A 15513-nucleotide genomic window follows, 5' to 3' on the forward strand; every position below is an offset into this window, starting at 1 on the left:
CTTCTTGCGTGATTTATGGAGGTGGACATTCACTCGTTACAGAACGAGTTTTGGAATGCGCCCCTTGATGACAGTGCCTCGATTCCAGACCGCCATGTAATGCAGGTCAGGCAGCTTGCTCATGAGCGTGATCGGAAAAAGCTCTGTGGCCTCCTCCGAGACTGTTTCGCTCACCGATCCACCGAATTCGATGCCGTGGTCTTCTGTCTTCGAATTTCGGCCATGGCTTCGCGAAACCTTCTTGATGAATGTTTCGCCAATTTTCTCGGCGATGATTTCCTGCGTATCAGCGTCTTGCGTTGCACCCGCGATCAGATTGTTGAAGTTCCCTATCATTCGCTTCGCTTTTACTTCTGACCCTAGCTTGTCTGCAAGGTCGGCAAAGGTCTGGCCGCAAGCAATGATGTCAAGGCCCGCGCCGCGGCCCTTATTGAGTTCCTGAATCACAGGCTCACACATCACGTCGCCCCACTCGTCGATCAAGACCACAATGCGAGACTTGTCTTTGACATTCTTGTCGTAGTTGTAGCGCTCACCCGCAACGGCCTGGAGATCAGACAAGAGTGCTGCCGCGATCGCCGATCCAACTTCCGGGTCGCTCAGAGAATCTAGTCCCGCATAGAAGATGTACCCACCGTCGACGATTTTCTTGGTGTCAAAGATTGGCCGCGGATCGTCGATGTCGTCGTAGTCAGGGCTAAGAAGACCCTCCAACTCGCCGGCGGTAAGTTTGGTGAGGAGCGGCAGTAGGAGAACCATCATCTTTGCGAACCACTCACGATTCGACCGTACGGTGCTAATCAGCCCCTTGATCTGCCGTGGTTGTTCTCGCTCAGGGACAGCAGTCTCAAAGAACTCCACATAGGCGCGCAACTCAGGGGAGGCGCCTTCCATATCGCCGCCCTTTCCTTTCTCCGGCTTGTTGTACTTTGAAACAAGCGGAGCGACCTGGCTCTCCCAGAGTGGGACGTTGAGGGTGAAGAATTTCCTCAGAGCCTTTTCCAGAAGCTTCTGCGCCCCGTTAAGGTTTTGGATCGCGTCGAGCAAAGACGACCAGGACGGGCGTGTGCCGGTATAGATTTGTGCCTGAGCCACATGGTTGACCTGCATCCACACGAACGACCGAAATGACTCGTCACCATCGGAGGGAATCAAAGAAGAAATCCGGGAAGCAACCTGTGTCTCGCGGTCCCAGTTCTTAAGCGTATCGATTCGCACGGACTCCGAGGGAAATGCAGGGTGGAACGTAAGCACCTTCTCGGGCCGCCCCGATAGCGTGCCAGCGTTCCTCGCAATCTCCTTAAGATCGTGGTCACCTTTTGGGTCCAGGATGACAATCGTGTAGCCGCGCAACGCAAGCTGGTACACCAGCAGGCTGTACAACGTTGTCTTGATTGCGCCGGTGGTTGCCAAGACGGCCGTGTGTCCTTGCATGGCCGTCAGCGGCATCAGCATGTCGCTTTCTTCCGCAAGCCCATGAATCCATTGAAGACCCTTGGCATTCTTCGGGTCGAGCTGAGAGCCCTTTAGTCCTCGAACCTTCAAGAACCATTTCGGTGGGTAGACGGCGGCAAGATCACGCTTCATGATCTCCGTTGCCTGCTGAGTATGGCTTGGCTCCCATCTGAAGCCCCACCCTAGCCACAGGTTGTCACCGAACTTCGGAATGTTGATTCGAACTACGTCTGCCTTCAGGAACGTGAACGGTTTTCCTGCCAAATTTGCCTTGAAATCCCAAATCCGTTTCGCCTGACTTCCGCGCCAAAGCAGCATGCCCGCAGATCCAGCACCCATCCAAAGAAACGCCGAGGTGCTGATATCCGAAGTAAGAGCGATGCCCGTCATTGAGACCAGCGACACACCCCACGCCGCCGCGGACCGGGCTTCATACGTCGGACGGAAGAGGTTCTGGAAATCGATGATCATGCACTTACCCCAAGATGCTGAGCCGCGTGGGCCGCAAGGACCAAACAAGGTGTGTCTTTCTCGGAGCCAGGTAGGCGCCGCTGATGTTGCTTTTTCCCAGGATTCTTGGGGTCCACGTAGAGCAAGTTGAGTCGATCCAATTCGTCAATCAGTGCAGGCAAAGGCGCCCCCAACGTTCCGGCGTACTTGAAGCTCACGCAAAGCCCATCGCGGTCCAACAGAAAAAACGCCTGATGATCACCAGACCGGTAGTCTGAGATCAACTTTCCCAGCGTCTCCGCTAAGAACGGTTTGTACTTTGCGCGGAACTGTTCGGGTACAAACTGCGCGTATGAGAAATCCGTTTGATCGCCCGAAGTAAGAGTCTGTGAGGGTGCCGCTGTTTGGCGGGCATTTTGCAAGCCACTCGGTGCACCCGCTTCTGTAATCGGAGGATCCAAACGGGCTCCATCAACCTTGTCGCTCTTCGCACGCGCGTCAACACGCGCGTCAAGATTGGAGGCTTTCTCCACAGTCGCTGAAGATTTTGAGTTCGACTTGCTGCGGCGACGCTCACTCGCCTGCACAGGATCCGCCGTTATCGGAGCTCCTCCAATCTCAGCACGTTCGGCTGCTGCTTCTTCAGCGCTTCTGCTTTCCAACTCGGTAGGTTCTAGCGTCCGCATCGCGGACCTCGCCTGCGCCTGTTGGCTCATTAGCGCATGCAGCTTCTCTGGCGCGACACCGGCGGGGCCCGTAGACGCCGTTTGCGCAGCTGGGGTCGAGACAGCTTCGTTCTCTGCGCGCGCGAGCGCCTGCTGCGTCGAGCCGGCGCCAGCTTTAGGATCCGCTGTAGTTGTTGCTTCGGCGGACGCCGGGGAGGCAGCTGGAGTAGGTACCGTGGCAGGAGCCAAAGTCTGTGCGGCAGCCTGCTGGGAAATATTCGGAGCTCCGCCGGCTCCATTTCCGATTGCATGCGGCAGAGGGGCCACCTCAATGTCACCAAGGACAGTAAGCGGGTTCGCCAACTTCGTGGCCTGATATTCCTTGCCATTTGGAAGGATTACCTTCCAGTAGGGATCACGATCGCTCTTACCAACGAACACTTTCGCGTTCAGCAGCGCTTCGGCAAGAGTGTTGGCTTCGGAAGGTACACCTCGTATGCCCTTCTCATCGATCGCCTTCGAAAGCTCGTCCGCAGCTTTTTTCCAGATTACGTATAGGCCGTCGGTGCCATACCACACGCGACCACCCTCTTGGTTGATCGTCCACTTGCTCTCACGAATCAAAGTTCGCATCGCCTCCAGCAGATGAGGCTCCAAATGGTTGCCAACCGTGAGGGTGCCGTAGTACTCCGGCCGCACAGCTTTATCGCGATCCAGAACTCGCTTTCGAATACGGGTAACGAGTTCGGCCACGGCGTTTTCGTTGTCGCGTGCAACGCCCGTCGCAACGGAGAACACGATAGGAGCGAGCGTGGGGGAACCAGCCTCCAGGTACTGAAGGCATTTGTCGGGGACGATCTTACTGATCATCGCGGACACCTCGGCTTTTACCCCGGCCCACTCCGCCCTTGGCTCTGGCTGCCACGAGATGTAGTAGTTCTCGAACCCATGATCGGTACACCACTTATGAAGTGGCGAAAGATACTTTGGCCATTGCACTCCACCCGGGCCACTCACAATGAGTGAAGCCAGCGGGCGATGCAACTCGCAGCACAGACCAGCGAGGAAAGCCGCATAGCGCCATCGAGGTTCGAGTTTGTGACGGCGTTCGACGCCTTCAGTCGGGGTGAAGATCACGCCTTCAGAAGCCTGCAGGCTGTAAAACCCCATTTCGAGCGACAAACGAAAGAGGCCACCCGCGCCGGTGTGTGTCTCTAGTCTTGATGCCGGAAGGAGGTGCACGTACGCCGCCAAGTTGCTGATGACGGACATGTACATCTCGTTGAACTCATCGTCAGCACCGCCAGCGACTGTACGGATACGTCCCATCAACTGGGATTGACTATCAATAAGTTGCTCCACCGCTAACACGTCGATCCCCGGATCTATTGGGGGATAAACAGGGACGCGAACGGCTACAGTGTCGACTCGCGCGGCTGGCGTACCGAGCCGCGCTGCGATGACAGGCGAAACCGCAGGGATAGCGGCGGCCTCTTCTTCAGTTCGACCTAACAGCCGATGGAGGAATCGTTTGAGCATAGGGAAAGTCTATGCCCGGCCTCCAGAGCAAGAAAGCGCAAAACGTGCTGCATACCGACGGTGTTTCAAGGCATTTGAGGCGACTGAAAGACCGAACCGAGTCGAGCACGGCAACCCTATATAGGAGTTGATCAACTGGAGGTAATCAATCCTCGTCACTCACAGTGATGGTGCGGCGGACCGCAGAACTCTCCAGTCTCCGTTTGCACAGTAGACGGCATATTCGTCCACGAGCTGAGCAATCTGCTGCGCAAGGACCTCGTCAGCATCCCCTCCCGAAGGTGCGAAGAAAGCCGAAACTTGCTCCTGCGCTTGTCGACACGCTGGTCGCAATGCTTTCACAAGGCGCAATGCGTGGGCGTAAGGCATGCGATGGAACAAGTACTGGCGGACGTGCGCCGAAACGTCCAGCGCGTCGTTCAGGATCGAGGTATCACTGAAGACAAAGCTGTGCCCGCCGCCGCGAAGCTTCGCCGGCAAGCTGCCCAGACCGAGCGCGCGTCCCTCAAATGCACCCACAATCTGGTTGAACACAATCAGCGTTGGGGACACTTTCCCCAGGCCCTTCAGTTCACATGAACCCAGGGTGCGGAGGATGTTTCCGAGACGCATGCGCGTGTATTTGTCTTTTGGCATTCCCGATGGAATGTCATTCCCCGGAACACAGTGGCCAATCCCTCCCAGCGCCATCAAATTTGCGATCGCCGCCTGATCACCGCGGGAAAATTCGTTTGACGCGGCATAGTTCACCAAATGCCTGTCCGCCAGCTTCTGCAGTGCCCTGGCAACGCGGGGATGGTTGCCACTATCGATCCACAGGACCGCACCGCCGCCTGCGAGCATCTGCTCTGCCAAGCCCATGATTGCCATAGACCTGCCGGAGCCAGTTTCACCAAGGCTGCGCAGGAACAGTGGACGACGGGCCGAGATGGAGACCACTCCCTCGCGCCCGAGCACAAGTTCCCGGCATGATTGGTGTTCTACATTGGCGCGTTTGGTCGCCAACCCGCTGGGGCTCAGTCCGACTTGCATAGCAACTCGTGCCCGCCAGAAATCGCGCTGTCTACTTCCTGTAGAAACACGAACCCGGTTGAGGATGCAGGCAGCACCGATCAGCCTGCCTGCTGGTATGTCGCAACGACACGCGATTTGTGCCGCTTGCGCGAGCCGCCGAAGTTGCCGTTATTGCACACAGGGCACATCACCGGTTCGTTACGCTCATGAACGTGGTTGGAGGAGCAACAGTCGCACTCTGAAAGCCGTAGTTCGCCACTGTCAAATGCCCGAGCGAGCATGAGCGCGCGCTCAAAAGAGAATTCCATGCTCTTTTCCGCGGGCGCGCTCTCCCGAAAAAAGGCGTACGCCTCAATCAGCGCATCAACATGGTGAGCACCAAGATTGCAGAGCTTATTGTATGAGTGGAGTATGAGGCTGCACTCGAATCGACGATTCGGTTTTTGGAAGAAGCTTCCGAAATCCGGAGACGGTGACATGCCCGGCTTTGGCGTTCGCCCCGTCAACTGAGTAAAAATTTCTCGGAAGGTGGCGATATGTACCCCCCCGTGAGGGGTAAGGAGCGCCTGCATCGTTTTGGGTCTGGCGCCAAATTCACATAGCCGCTTCAGTCTGCGTTCGTGCTCAATGTAGAAGCGAAGCTGGGTATTTTTCATGTTTACCCACGCAACGCGATGACATTCTTGATCGCCGACGGTGACGCGGTCGCAATCGCAGCAACCTTGAGGAGATCCTCAAACTGGTTGTCGACGAAAATTGCCTGGTTGGCTTCTTTCGTCTTCTCAACAAGAACTTCAAGAGGGGTCTGGAGAAGCATGTCCACAGCTTCCTGGCTGAGCTTGTAGACCATCATGGCCCGACTCCTATCAAGTCGCACCGCGTTCCAGCGATTCTCCAAAGCCCTTGTATTCTCGCGCGCCGCGAGCTCAAGTATTGGACACATCATGTAGACCCCCCAATGTTTGCCGTCAGCCGATTCCCGTGTTTGGATCTAAGCCTGGGAATTACAACTTCTTGGCAAGAACTAACCCTGAGCGGAATCTACACAAAGGACAGCCCGTTAGCAAGCTGGAGGACACCCCTCGGAAGGGTTGATAGATGTTTCGAGGCAACAGGTCTAAAGTTCCACGAAAACAAGCCGTTACAGCTAGACCGCGTTGACTTCCTAGCGCCAACCGCGTCACCTTGCCCTAGATGAGGGTCACCTTACGCGGCCGGACGAATGTGATTTATTATTCTCATTTTCTTGGCTGCGGACGTGATTTTCCCAGTCGCCCGTGTCGACCTGCGGCATAATACGCCGCTAAAAACTCACTTTCTTTGGGTAAGCCACATGGAACAGAGCGGCATTGACGCCGTCCGTCAGACGTTTGGCCAACGCCTCCACTTGGTCCTGGATGCGAGAGGGTTGCCGACTACTGGATTTGCTCGGAGCAGGTTCATCGCCGAGTTGATCAAAGTCACATCGCCGACTGCATACAAGTATCTGTCCGGCGTGTTCGTGCCCAACTACGACATATTGATGGAGCTCGCGCGCCGACTCAACGTGACGCCAGACTTCTTGATCGGCGCAGAGGGCACGAACAGCTATCTTCTCTACGATCCGCGCGGGAAGGACCCGATTTCAATGTCCTTGCCTCAGCGCATTAAGGAGTTTGCGACCATCGGGTGGGCTGGCTTGTTCTTTTACTGGCAAGTGGCGCCTGAAGAGGCATTCTCACTCGTCCAGGCCGGCGACATTGTTGTCTATACGGCGCAAAACGTGGTCCTTGAGGATGGCCAGCACTACATCGTTCGCTATAACAACTTGATGTACGTGGCCAGGATCAGATCTCTGCCGGAAAACCCACAAGGGGCGCCGCGCTGGGAGTTCGCTTTTGAAGACAACACGGTCATCGATATTGCCCAATCCGACATTGGCATTGGCTATACGACCCATCAGCAACGCGATAGCCTCTACGTTATCGGAGCGCCCGTGTATCGGTTTCCTGCTGGACATGCTTTCCCGCGTTGAGGTCTGAGTAGGCGGTAATCAGATTGCCGTCCTCCCCCACAATGAACGCCCAGTGACTTTCTGCATGGAAGAGCTTTCGGCTTCCTCGATGGTACTCACGCGTTGAGACCATTCCCACCTTCGCGATTCGCTGCATCTCCTTCCAAGCATCAACTGCACCGACGTTGTTCAGCCGAGTTCGGAACTGATCGAACCCATGCTTTGTGACGCCGATCGTTCCGTGCCCTTTTACGTCCAGTAGAACTCGCATAGGCTCCGTCACCACCAGGTGCTTGACGCGGGTGCCCGCGCCCTCGCCTACCCAAGAGTCGTCCCTACTCACACTCGTTGGAACATCGAGGAATTTTGTAGTGAGAAGCGCCGCAAATGGGACCAGGTGGGATCTTTGGCTTTTGCCCGTTTTGATGTCTGCAATGAGCGACGACGAAACAGTGAGCGCGAGATTAGCGCCACTCCGATTATCGCCAAGCAATTGGACGTCTTCCACGAGATAGTGAATTGCGCTCAATTCAGCAACGACGGCCTTTTCTGGCACGTCCACCTCAACGCTGACGAAAACCATCCCCTGCTTCCGGCCTACCTTCCAAACGCATACAAACTTGTCACCGTCCTCCCGCGTGTGCACGGTGAGTTGATCCATCGCTGCAGTCATCAAAACTCCTCTATCTACTGCCTAGAGGATACGGAATGTGCCCTGGGTTTCAAGCCACTTTCCTCTCACGACAGCGCAAAAAAAACGCGCCGGGATATCCCCGGCGCGCTCATCATACACAGACCGTTTCCGGCCTGCCATCACGCCCTTTTGGGAAGCGATCGGACAAAATCATCCATGTCCATCCCTGCCTTTCCAGGTGCGTACTTGATTGCACGCTTGCCCATCGCTTTCGCACGCTGAGCAAGCTTTTCTCCCGCCTCGAAACCACGTCGACGACCCCGTTGATCCGGTAGGTCGTTGTCCTGATAGATGCGGATAAGGTCTACCTCATCTGGAATGGCGATTTCCTCCATCCCCTGGGCGTCAACGGCTGACCAACAACTCTCGCCGCGATATCGAATCACTGCGAGTGATGTCTCAATGCCTTCCGCAACGCTCATCTCCCGGCCGACCAATGGGAGCAGCCGGATGGCTCCCCCCTTCACTCCGATGGAGAGTTCCTTCTTACGAGCACTCGGTACCGGCGCCTTCTCTCCTTCCTCGGTCAGGAAAGTTCGATGGATGTTGCAACAGACGCCATCTGGGCCCTGAATTGCGGCCAGCATTCCCGGAAAATTGCCGACATGAACCCACTTCTCGTTGTCGTCTTTCTCCCAGTACTCCAAGGCAGGATGAAACCGCAATACTCGAGGCACTTCAGATTCCTCCAGCCCGGGCAGCCTTCGCTCCAAGTGCTTCCATACCGGGTCTCCTTGAGTCACCCGAAAACCGGCGTCCCAAAGCTTTTTGTATCGCCCTTTCCTCCGCTCTACTTCAGCGGGAGTAAGTTCGTCGCTGGACTTCAGGACAGGCCTCGGAGCAAGCGCTGAACCGCTTAGGTCGGGCACGCTTCCCCCCGACCATTGGATCGCCCACTCGATAGCTTCCATGAAGCTCACGCCGCCCAGGGCGAACTGCAGCAACTTCAGGCCATCGCCTGGGCCACATCCGCGACAGAAGTAGTTCCCATCTCCCCACTTGTCGGTGAAGCTGTAGCGATCATGGCCACCACAGAAGGGGCAGGGAACACCCTTTTTCAACCAAGTTTTGTCAAGGCCAGCTGACTCGAGCAGGCCGCGCCATTTGCCGGCCGCACGGTACTTGGCATCCTTGATCATCGCGTCGCGCGCCGCACGGCGAGCATTGTCATCTCTAATCATGGTTCCAATCCCCATGCTTACAGCTGTTAAAGAAACCAGGCGCAATCATCGCGCCTGGGCCCCTACGCCGCTTGCTTCAGTACAAGACGATTCGTCATCATCTCGAACATTCGCTGCGGCAACTCCTCGACCTTGTCAATTCTGATGCTGTCGGGTATCTGACTGGAGATATCAAGGCCAATTCCCACTCCCATCACCTCGACACCCCAACGAGCGCATGAAGCGACAACTTCGGCAACTGCAGACCGGCTATCCGGTTCTCCATCGGTGATGGGAAGAAGGATTCGCCGAGTCGCCTTAGTCGAAAGCAGCGAGTACTGGCCAAACAACATCGCGTCGGCTAGCGGGGTGTTTGCCCCGTCCGCCCGAACTGCCGCGATTCGACCTGCACGCCTGCTCACCGACTCACTGAACCCGTTCAAGACGAGCACGTTGCGATCGCAGTTGATTTCACCCGCCGGGAAAGCAGCAGTTGCAATCTGCACGCCATCAATCTGACCGAGCGCTAGACCCAATGCAGTGCATGCGTCAATTGCCAATGCGATACGCTCTTCCTCCTGCATGCTGCCCGAACGATCCAGCAGCAATTGGATAGCGACGTCGACGTTTGTCCGTCGTGTTTCCCGCTCGAAGATGTTCAAGTCCCCCATAGGCAACCTGAGAGCTCCGAGATTGGAAAGACGTTCACCTGCATACCCTTCCCAACACTGGCTCAACGTCTGTGATTCCAATGCCGTCGTCAACTTCCGACGCAGTGCGATCGTTTCGCGCTTCACGCGCTGAACGATTTCACCGTTGTCTTCAATTTCCGACAAGAACGGCACGGCTTCGGACAGTACTGGCGGGTCCTCCGTGGTGGACGCAATGCTGGTCAGCATCGCTTGCAGCGCTTCACCTAAGTCCTCGCTTGGGTTGTACGCCGCTCCAAGCGCTGCCTGAAGGGCGGCGCTTGTGACGGGATCTGCCAGGCAGAACGACGGTTCCGCTTGCCCGCCGGTATCGACTTCAGTTGCGTCGGTACCATTGGCTGTCGCGTCGTGACCATCTTGTCCACCCGCCAACGATTCGCTGTCGGCGATATCGCTGCATTCTGATGAAGAAGAGTTACCTTCCCCAACTGCTCCGGGTTCGCCGGCATGCGATGACTCAGTGTCTCCGCCGGCGGTGTCCTTCTCGCCGTTGACGTGACTTTCACCGCCGCTCTCAGCAGGGACTTGCGTCCCAGCCTCGATACCTTCTGGACCAGATTCAGCCTGCTGCGGTTGCCCACTTTCGGCTGTATCTTGCTCTCCACTAGGGCTGGTCGCTGACGACTGAGTGCTGTCGCCAGCAGCCGCGTCCGAGTCATTGGTTCCCGTCGGGGACGCGTCAGACTCATCACCTTGCGGATCATCTTCGGACTGTTGGCCAGGAACGCTGGAGGCGTCTGCAGACTCGTTCTCGCTGCCGCTTTCATCCGGCTGAGAAGTTGACTCTGCAAGGTCGTCCACGAACTGTTGGAGCAGCGCAGCTGCCTCTAGGGCAATGTGCGCGGCTTCAACTGACGAGCACGAAGTCTTAAGCTTTCCAACGATCGCGAGGTAAGAGTCGGCAAAGGCAATGCCGAACCCGTTGCGCAACCACTCAACAGCAGTTGCCTCGCTTTCCTTGTAGAACTCGCGCTTCAGCACTCGCCACTGCAGTATTTGCAGCGTGCCGATTACCAGTGCCCCGGACAATGAATCCACGTTTGAGATATCTGCCAGGCGGCCTTGCTCTTGAAGCAGCTTTCGCATCGCCATAAAGACCCGATGCGCGCCCGGATACCGACGCTCCACTCGCCCCTCAATGCGCACGTCTTCCAGTGCATTGAAGAGTCGGAATACGAACGGCGGCAGATTCAAGGCTTGAACCCCCTCGAAGTCGGTTTCGACCACATGTCCAGCGCCTTCGTGGAGGATAAATCCAAGACCCAAGATGCGCGCTGTTTCGACTTCAATCGGCAAATTCGGCAGGGTAATCTCTCTGCCGTTGGTGCAAGCCTGGCCGCCAAACCGCACGACAAGGCCACACTTCTGTGCCAACAGCCTTGCTGCGATTGGCAGAGCCCCTTTCAAGGTATTGATGTTCATGCGATTCCTCAGAATGAGAATCGCCCCCGAAGGGGCGACAAATTGCCCCTACGGGATTAAATACCGAGACTGATGACAGTTCCCGACTGCGTCGGCAACGGCAGCGGCAGGGACGGAAGCTGGCGCGAAGAGCGCACAGTTGTTACTGCCGAAGCACCGACTGTGACCGAGTGCTGAACCGGTGCCTGAGGTACCTGTACAGGCGCGAGTTCGGTTTCGTCGTCGACCGCACTTTCGTTCGTGCCGACAGCAAATCCGAACGTCGCGGCAACATCACCGGAGTCCAGACATTGCTGACCGAACGCGCGCATCCGATCTGGACGTTTCAAGATGCCTGTCAGGCCCCAGAGAGTCGTCAGATGGATCCCCTCGATCTTGCCCTTCGACGGTAGCAAGTTGATGCTGTAGTCGATGGTCTCGATGATGGGACGCACGCACGGGTCGAGGAACGCCAGACCCTCCATCTTCTCGCGAATGGCTTCCAGTGCGTTCTTGCATCGCTGGGTGACATACTCACGAGCATGGCGACCTTTGTTAGCGTCACCAAAGCAGAGGGTGCGCTCCTCAAAAGCTGCGGCCTCTTGGGCGATTTCCCGAAAGAGAGTGCCCGCAAGCCCCTGCTCCGCCTGCTTCAGACCTCGCGACAGTTGCTCTGCTGCTTCCTCCGATTCGTCGACCGAACGGACCTTGCAGGCCTGCCAATTGAAACCCAACGCACTCTCAACGTACGCCTTCCCAGGCGCTTCGTCTTTGATGATGTGGGCCCACTCCTTGTTGTTCGGAGCGTTTTGCCATTCCTGGATGAAGCGGTCGTAGTTTGCAACGAGGTGGGCGCGAGCTTGCTCGTATTCCACTGCGATGGCTTCCAGCTCGTCGGCGACGAGTTTGGCCTTGTTGTACGGAATAGCATAGCCGCCAAGAAAGCGTACGCCGCGGCTTTCGCAAGCCTTCTGCGCGCGCTTCTTGAGCTTATCGAACGGTTTCAGGTGCTCGCTATCGATGACCTTTTTGCTTCCTAGCGACGCGAGGTCGCTGTTCGGCAGCTCATCGATCTCACCGATATCAGTCGTACGCAGCTTGCGCCGGCCCGACCAGATATGGATTTCGAGACTGAAACAAAGGACCCGTTCAATGGTCCGGATTTCGTTTTGATTCGACATGGAGATCTCCTTACTGCGAAAACCCGAAGACACCATGCCCCCTACCGGGCATGGAATCCCCGGCTGGGTTAACAAACGAATGGCTGACTTGGTTAGGTGTGTCAGCTACCCTCTCTGCGCACTGCGCAAAAAACATCTCTGGAAACGGCTCGCTTTCCGGAGATGTCTTCAAACATATGGGCCGGCCAAGGCCCTTCAGCACGGATACCCGCGCCTAATTACCGCACCGTGATTCCCCAGAGGTCAGCGCGATTGCTAAGAGCTGTCAGTTTCGCCGACTGCTCCAAGCTCCAGCTGTCCGGGATCAGCACCTCTGCGAGATACTGGGTCCCAAAGCCCTGAGAGATCACTTCGTGCCAAGCAATTTGTTGGCCGACCCCCTCTGCAGTTCTCACTGCATCAACTGCCCAATCGGAAGTTACTCCGACAGACATCGCAAACGCCGGCCGATCCGCCATAAGCGCCCAACCGAAGATCTGCGCATTCCTGAGCCCATACGTACGGATACGCTCCACCAATGAAGGCGGTAACTGATCCGCGACGGGTCCGGTGTGGAAATCAACGCTGTCAAACCATGGCGACGCACCAAACTCCTCTGCGAGATCGCAGGAAGCTCGATAAGCCTCGTCACGAATGATCCTGGTTACCTGCGCAAGCGCCGCTCTGGCTTTATCCGCGTTCCCTGCAACTCCAAGCTGCTGAAGTGCGAACGCGACGCCCGAGATCCCGATTCCGATCCGCCGGCCAAATCCAGGTTGCCCCGGACATCCCAGCGTCTCCTTGACGTCGTGCATCGAGTCAAGCTCGCGAACCGCCAGCCGGATTTGCTCCTCGAGCCGCTTGCTGTCGAACCAATCATTTCCGCGTTGAGTATCAGCAAGATAGTCGCAGAGGTTGATCACCGATCCTGCCACCATCTCGCTTGCGTCGACGAACTCGGAGCTCGTACCGAACACGCCGCCGCAACCATCCCGAACCACTGAACCCGCACCAAAAATCATTCCGCTGACTTCCGTTCCCAGCAATTCGGGAACGCGTTGCGGATGAGCGAGTAACTCGCAATCGACGTGTTGGCTTGACCCAACACGCACATACTTTTCCACATTCCCGAGACGAGCAGCATCTGCGAGATCGCCTTCGCTGATCACGATCATCGGAGGGGCCCCATCAACTGCGTTGCCTCGCGCCGACGCTGCGTACAGCCTTTCGATTGCTTGCAAGGTCGCAGCCCTGTTGGGCTCATGGGGATTAGATTCATCGATGAGTTGAGTCGCACTCGCCAGATCAACGAGAAGCGGCATACCCACCCGCCCGGCAACAGCTACTTCTGCCAGGACGTCGTATGTTGAACGGCTGCTTGATAGCGCCAAACTGACCGCCAGCACGCGGCTAGTGTCAGTCGATGTGGTGTACTCGGAGACGAGAACACCACGGTCACTCACAGGATCGGCAAGCCAACTGGTGCCTTGATCGGTGCCATTGCTTGCCCCGAACACACCTGACTGCGCAATGAGCTGACGCTCAAAAACCTGGGGTTGGACGTTCATTTCTATCTCCTTGCGAATTTGAACCCCAGAATCGAGGCCCCCCAGAGCGTTCTGGATCGCTCTGGGGGGCCCCGAAACTGAAGAAATTCGCAGGGAGAAGCACTACCAGCCCATTGCTGGACTTGGTGAAGACGAGAGGGGAAAGCTCCCTAAGGCTTGGCTAGTCACATTCGAAGAATGCAAGACGGGCATACCAAGCAGCCCTTCCGTGCCGTGGCACAAGAAAACGTCAGAAGCATTCCAGTGGGGCATGCTTATGACGTCTCGGAAGAACAGAATGCCGCGGGCGCGGCTAAGGCTAGTGTAGACCCCCAGCTAGGTTCCGGTGATTATAGTACGGGCGATTCCTAACGGGAACGGTCAATTTAGTTGTTGTTGCGTGGACGAGGCCCCGCGCTTACGCGCGGGGGCTGCCCACGGCCACCTAACAGATAGGTAACCACTTTTACAGGGGTTTCCTGATACGAAGCAAGCAACACCGCTTCGTCGTGTCTCCATACCGGAGTCGCCTTCCGAGGCGGAGACTGACACATTGGACAAGATTGCAAACACCTAACGAACGTGCCGATTAGGGCACAAAATCTCAACTTATGTGTCCGAAATCTCAACTTATGTGTCCGTGAGCAGGCGAAGATTTTCAATCCCAACTGAGTGCACCGCCAGTCTGATACTCGATGACTCGAGTCTCAAAAAAGTTGCGCTCCTTCTTCAGGTCGATCATCTCGCTCATCCACGGGAACGGGTTTTCCTCGTTCGGGAACAGCGGTTCCAAGCCGATCTGCTGACAACGGCGGTTGCAGATGAAGCGCAGGTAACCCTTGAACATCGATGCGTTCAGGCCCAGCACACCGCGCGGCATAGTGTCTTCCGCATAGCGGTATTCCAGATCGACGGCCTTCTTGAACAGCTCCGTGATCTCGGCCTTGAACTCATCCGTGAATAGGTGCGGGTTCTCTAGCTTGATCTGGTTGATCAGGTCAATACCGAAATTGCAGTGCAGCGACTCGTCGCGCAGGATGTACTGGTACTGCTCGGCAGCACCAGTCATCTTGTTCTGACGGCCCATCGCGAGGATCTGCGTGAAGCCGACGTAGAAGAACAGGCCTTCCATGATGCAGGCGAAGACGATGAGCGACTTCAACAGCTTCTGGTCGTTCTCGGGCGTGCCGGTCTCGAAGGACGGGTCCGTCAGCGTGTCGATGAACGGGATCAGGAACTCGTCCTTGTCGCGGATCGACTGCACCTCGTGGTACGCGTTGAAGATCTCGGCCTCGTTCAGGCCCAGCGATTCAACGATGTACTGATACGCGTGCGTATGAATCGCCTCCTCAAACGCTTGGCGCAGCAGGTACTGGCGACACTCAGGTGCCGTAATGTGCCGATAGGTTCCGAGCACGATGTTGTTGGCAGCCAGTGAGTCGGCCGTAACGAAAAAGCCTAAATTGCGCTTGATGATACGTCGCTCGTCTTCGGTCAGACCGTTCGGGTCTTTCCACAGGGCGATGTCGCGCGACATGTTGATTTCCTGCGGCATCCAATGGTTCGCGCAGCCGGCCAGGTATTTTTCCCACGCCCACTTGTACTTGAACGGCACCAATTGGTTCACATCGGTCTTACCGTTGATGATCCGCTTTTCGGCAACGTTCACTCGTTTCGCAGCTGCGGTCGCATGAGCGAGCGCAGTCGTTTCGACTGACGAGATAT

General features: G+C 56.6%; 11 protein-coding genes and 1 pseudogene. 1 reads left to right on the plus strand and 11 read right to left on the minus strand.

What is annotated here, in order from left to right:
- Window positions 1–36: 36 nt before the first annotated feature.
- From traD to V6657_RS30305, 5 genes are all read right to left on the minus strand, one after another.
- Window positions 37–1926 (minus strand): conjugative transfer system coupling protein TraD, encoded by a 1890-nt coding sequence (traD, locus tag V6657_RS30285; protein ID WP_024979420.1) that lies wholly within the window; start codon window positions 1924–1926, stop codon window positions 37–39.
- Window positions 1923–3941, minus strand: coding sequence for a MobH family relaxase (gene mobH, locus V6657_RS30290; protein WP_231973559.1), 2019 nt, complete (start codon window positions 3939–3941; stop codon window positions 1923–1925). The genes traD and mobH overlap by 4 nt, the downstream gene beginning before the upstream one ends.
- A gap of 327 nt (window positions 3942–4268) precedes the next feature.
- Window positions 4269–5141 carry a hypothetical protein gene (locus V6657_RS30295; RefSeq protein ID WP_024979418.1) on the minus strand — a complete coding sequence of 291 codons (873 nt, stop codon included), beginning with the start codon at window positions 5139–5141 and terminating at the stop codon, window positions 4269–4271.
- 80 nt (window positions 5142–5221) lie between these two features.
- Complete coding sequence (locus V6657_RS30300) at window positions 5222–5779, minus strand: FlhC family transcriptional regulator (protein ID WP_024979417.1); 558 nt, start codon at window positions 5777–5779, stop codon at window positions 5222–5224.
- A 2-nt stretch (window positions 5780–5781) separates the two neighbouring features.
- Entirely contained in the window at window positions 5782–5976 is a 195-nt protein-coding gene (locus V6657_RS30305) for a hypothetical protein (protein WP_024979416.1), read from the minus strand.
- Between the two features lie 405 nt (window positions 5977–6381).
- Between V6657_RS30305 and V6657_RS30310 the strand changes: the two genes are divergently transcribed.
- Window positions 6382–7137, plus strand: a complete 756-nt coding sequence (locus tag V6657_RS30310; protein WP_152959366.1) for a helix-turn-helix transcriptional regulator — start codon at window positions 6382–6384, stop codon at window positions 7135–7137.
- Here the strand turns inward: V6657_RS30310 and V6657_RS30315 are convergent.
- From V6657_RS30315 to V6657_RS30340, 6 genes and pseudogenes are all read right to left on the minus strand, one after another.
- Window positions 7085–7789 (minus strand): hypothetical protein, encoded by a 705-nt coding sequence (locus V6657_RS30315; RefSeq protein WP_024979414.1) that lies wholly within the window; start codon window positions 7787–7789, stop codon window positions 7085–7087. The two genes, V6657_RS30310 and V6657_RS30315, sit on opposite strands and share 53 nt — an antisense overlap.
- Window positions 7790–7929: 140 nt before the next feature.
- Window positions 7930–9036 (minus strand): primase-helicase zinc-binding domain-containing protein, encoded by a 1107-nt coding sequence (locus V6657_RS30320; RefSeq protein ID WP_248694817.1) that lies wholly within the window; start codon window positions 9034–9036, stop codon window positions 7930–7932.
- Between the two features lie 17 nt (window positions 9037–9053).
- Entirely contained in the window at window positions 9054–11102 is a 2049-nt protein-coding gene (locus V6657_RS30325) for a hypothetical protein (RefSeq protein WP_024979412.1), read from the minus strand.
- Between the two features lie 56 nt (window positions 11103–11158).
- On the minus strand, window positions 11159–12262 hold the full coding sequence (locus tag V6657_RS30330; protein WP_024979411.1) for a DUF3150 domain-containing protein: 1104 nt from the start codon (window positions 12260–12262) through the stop codon (window positions 11159–11161).
- Between the two features lie 218 nt (window positions 12263–12480).
- The gene (locus V6657_RS30335) at window positions 12481–13809 is read right to left on the minus strand and encodes a hypothetical protein (protein ID WP_048935408.1); all 1329 of its coding nucleotides are present in this window, start codon (window positions 13807–13809) and stop codon (window positions 12481–12483) included.
- Window positions 13810–14446: 637 nt separating this feature from the next.
- Window positions 14447–15463 (minus strand): annotated as a pseudogene (locus tag V6657_RS30340) (ribonucleotide-diphosphate reductase subunit beta); the annotation flags it as partial.
- Between the last annotated feature and the right edge of the window lie 50 nt (window positions 15464–15513).

Source organism: Ralstonia sp. RRA, assembly GCF_037023145.1.
In the GTDB taxonomy this organism is placed as follows: domain Bacteria; phylum Pseudomonadota; class Gammaproteobacteria; order Burkholderiales; family Burkholderiaceae; genus Ralstonia.

Excerpts from the sequence above, each read along its gene's own strand:
- V6657_RS30315 (WP_024979414.1), bottom strand. The coding sequence starts at position 7,789 with ATGACTGCAGCGATGGATCAACTCACCGTGCACACGCGGGAGGACGGT.
- traD (WP_024979420.1), bottom strand. The coding sequence starts at position 1,926 with ATGATCATCGATTTCCAGAACCTCTTCCGTCCGACGTATGAAGCCCGG.
- V6657_RS30300 (WP_024979417.1), bottom strand. The coding sequence starts at position 5,779 with ATGAAAAATACCCAGCTTCGCTTCTACATTGAGCACGAACGCAGACTG.
- V6657_RS30335 (WP_048935408.1), bottom strand. The coding sequence starts at position 13,809 with ATGAACGTCCAACCCCAGGTTTTTGAGCGTCAGCTCATTGCGCAGTCA.
- V6657_RS30305 (WP_024979416.1), bottom strand. The coding sequence starts at position 5,976 with ATGATGGTCTACAAGCTCAGCCAGGAAGCTGTGGACATGCTTCTCCAG.
- V6657_RS30330 (WP_024979411.1), bottom strand. The coding sequence starts at position 12,262 with ATGTCGAATCAAAACGAAATCCGGACCATTGAACGGGTCCTTTGTTTC.
- V6657_RS30325 (WP_024979412.1), bottom strand. The coding sequence starts at position 11,102 with ATGAACATCAATACCTTGAAAGGGGCTCTGCCAATCGCAGCAAGGCTG.
- V6657_RS30295 (WP_024979418.1), bottom strand. The coding sequence starts at position 5,141 with ATGCAAGTCGGACTGAGCCCCAGCGGGTTGGCGACCAAACGCGCCAAT.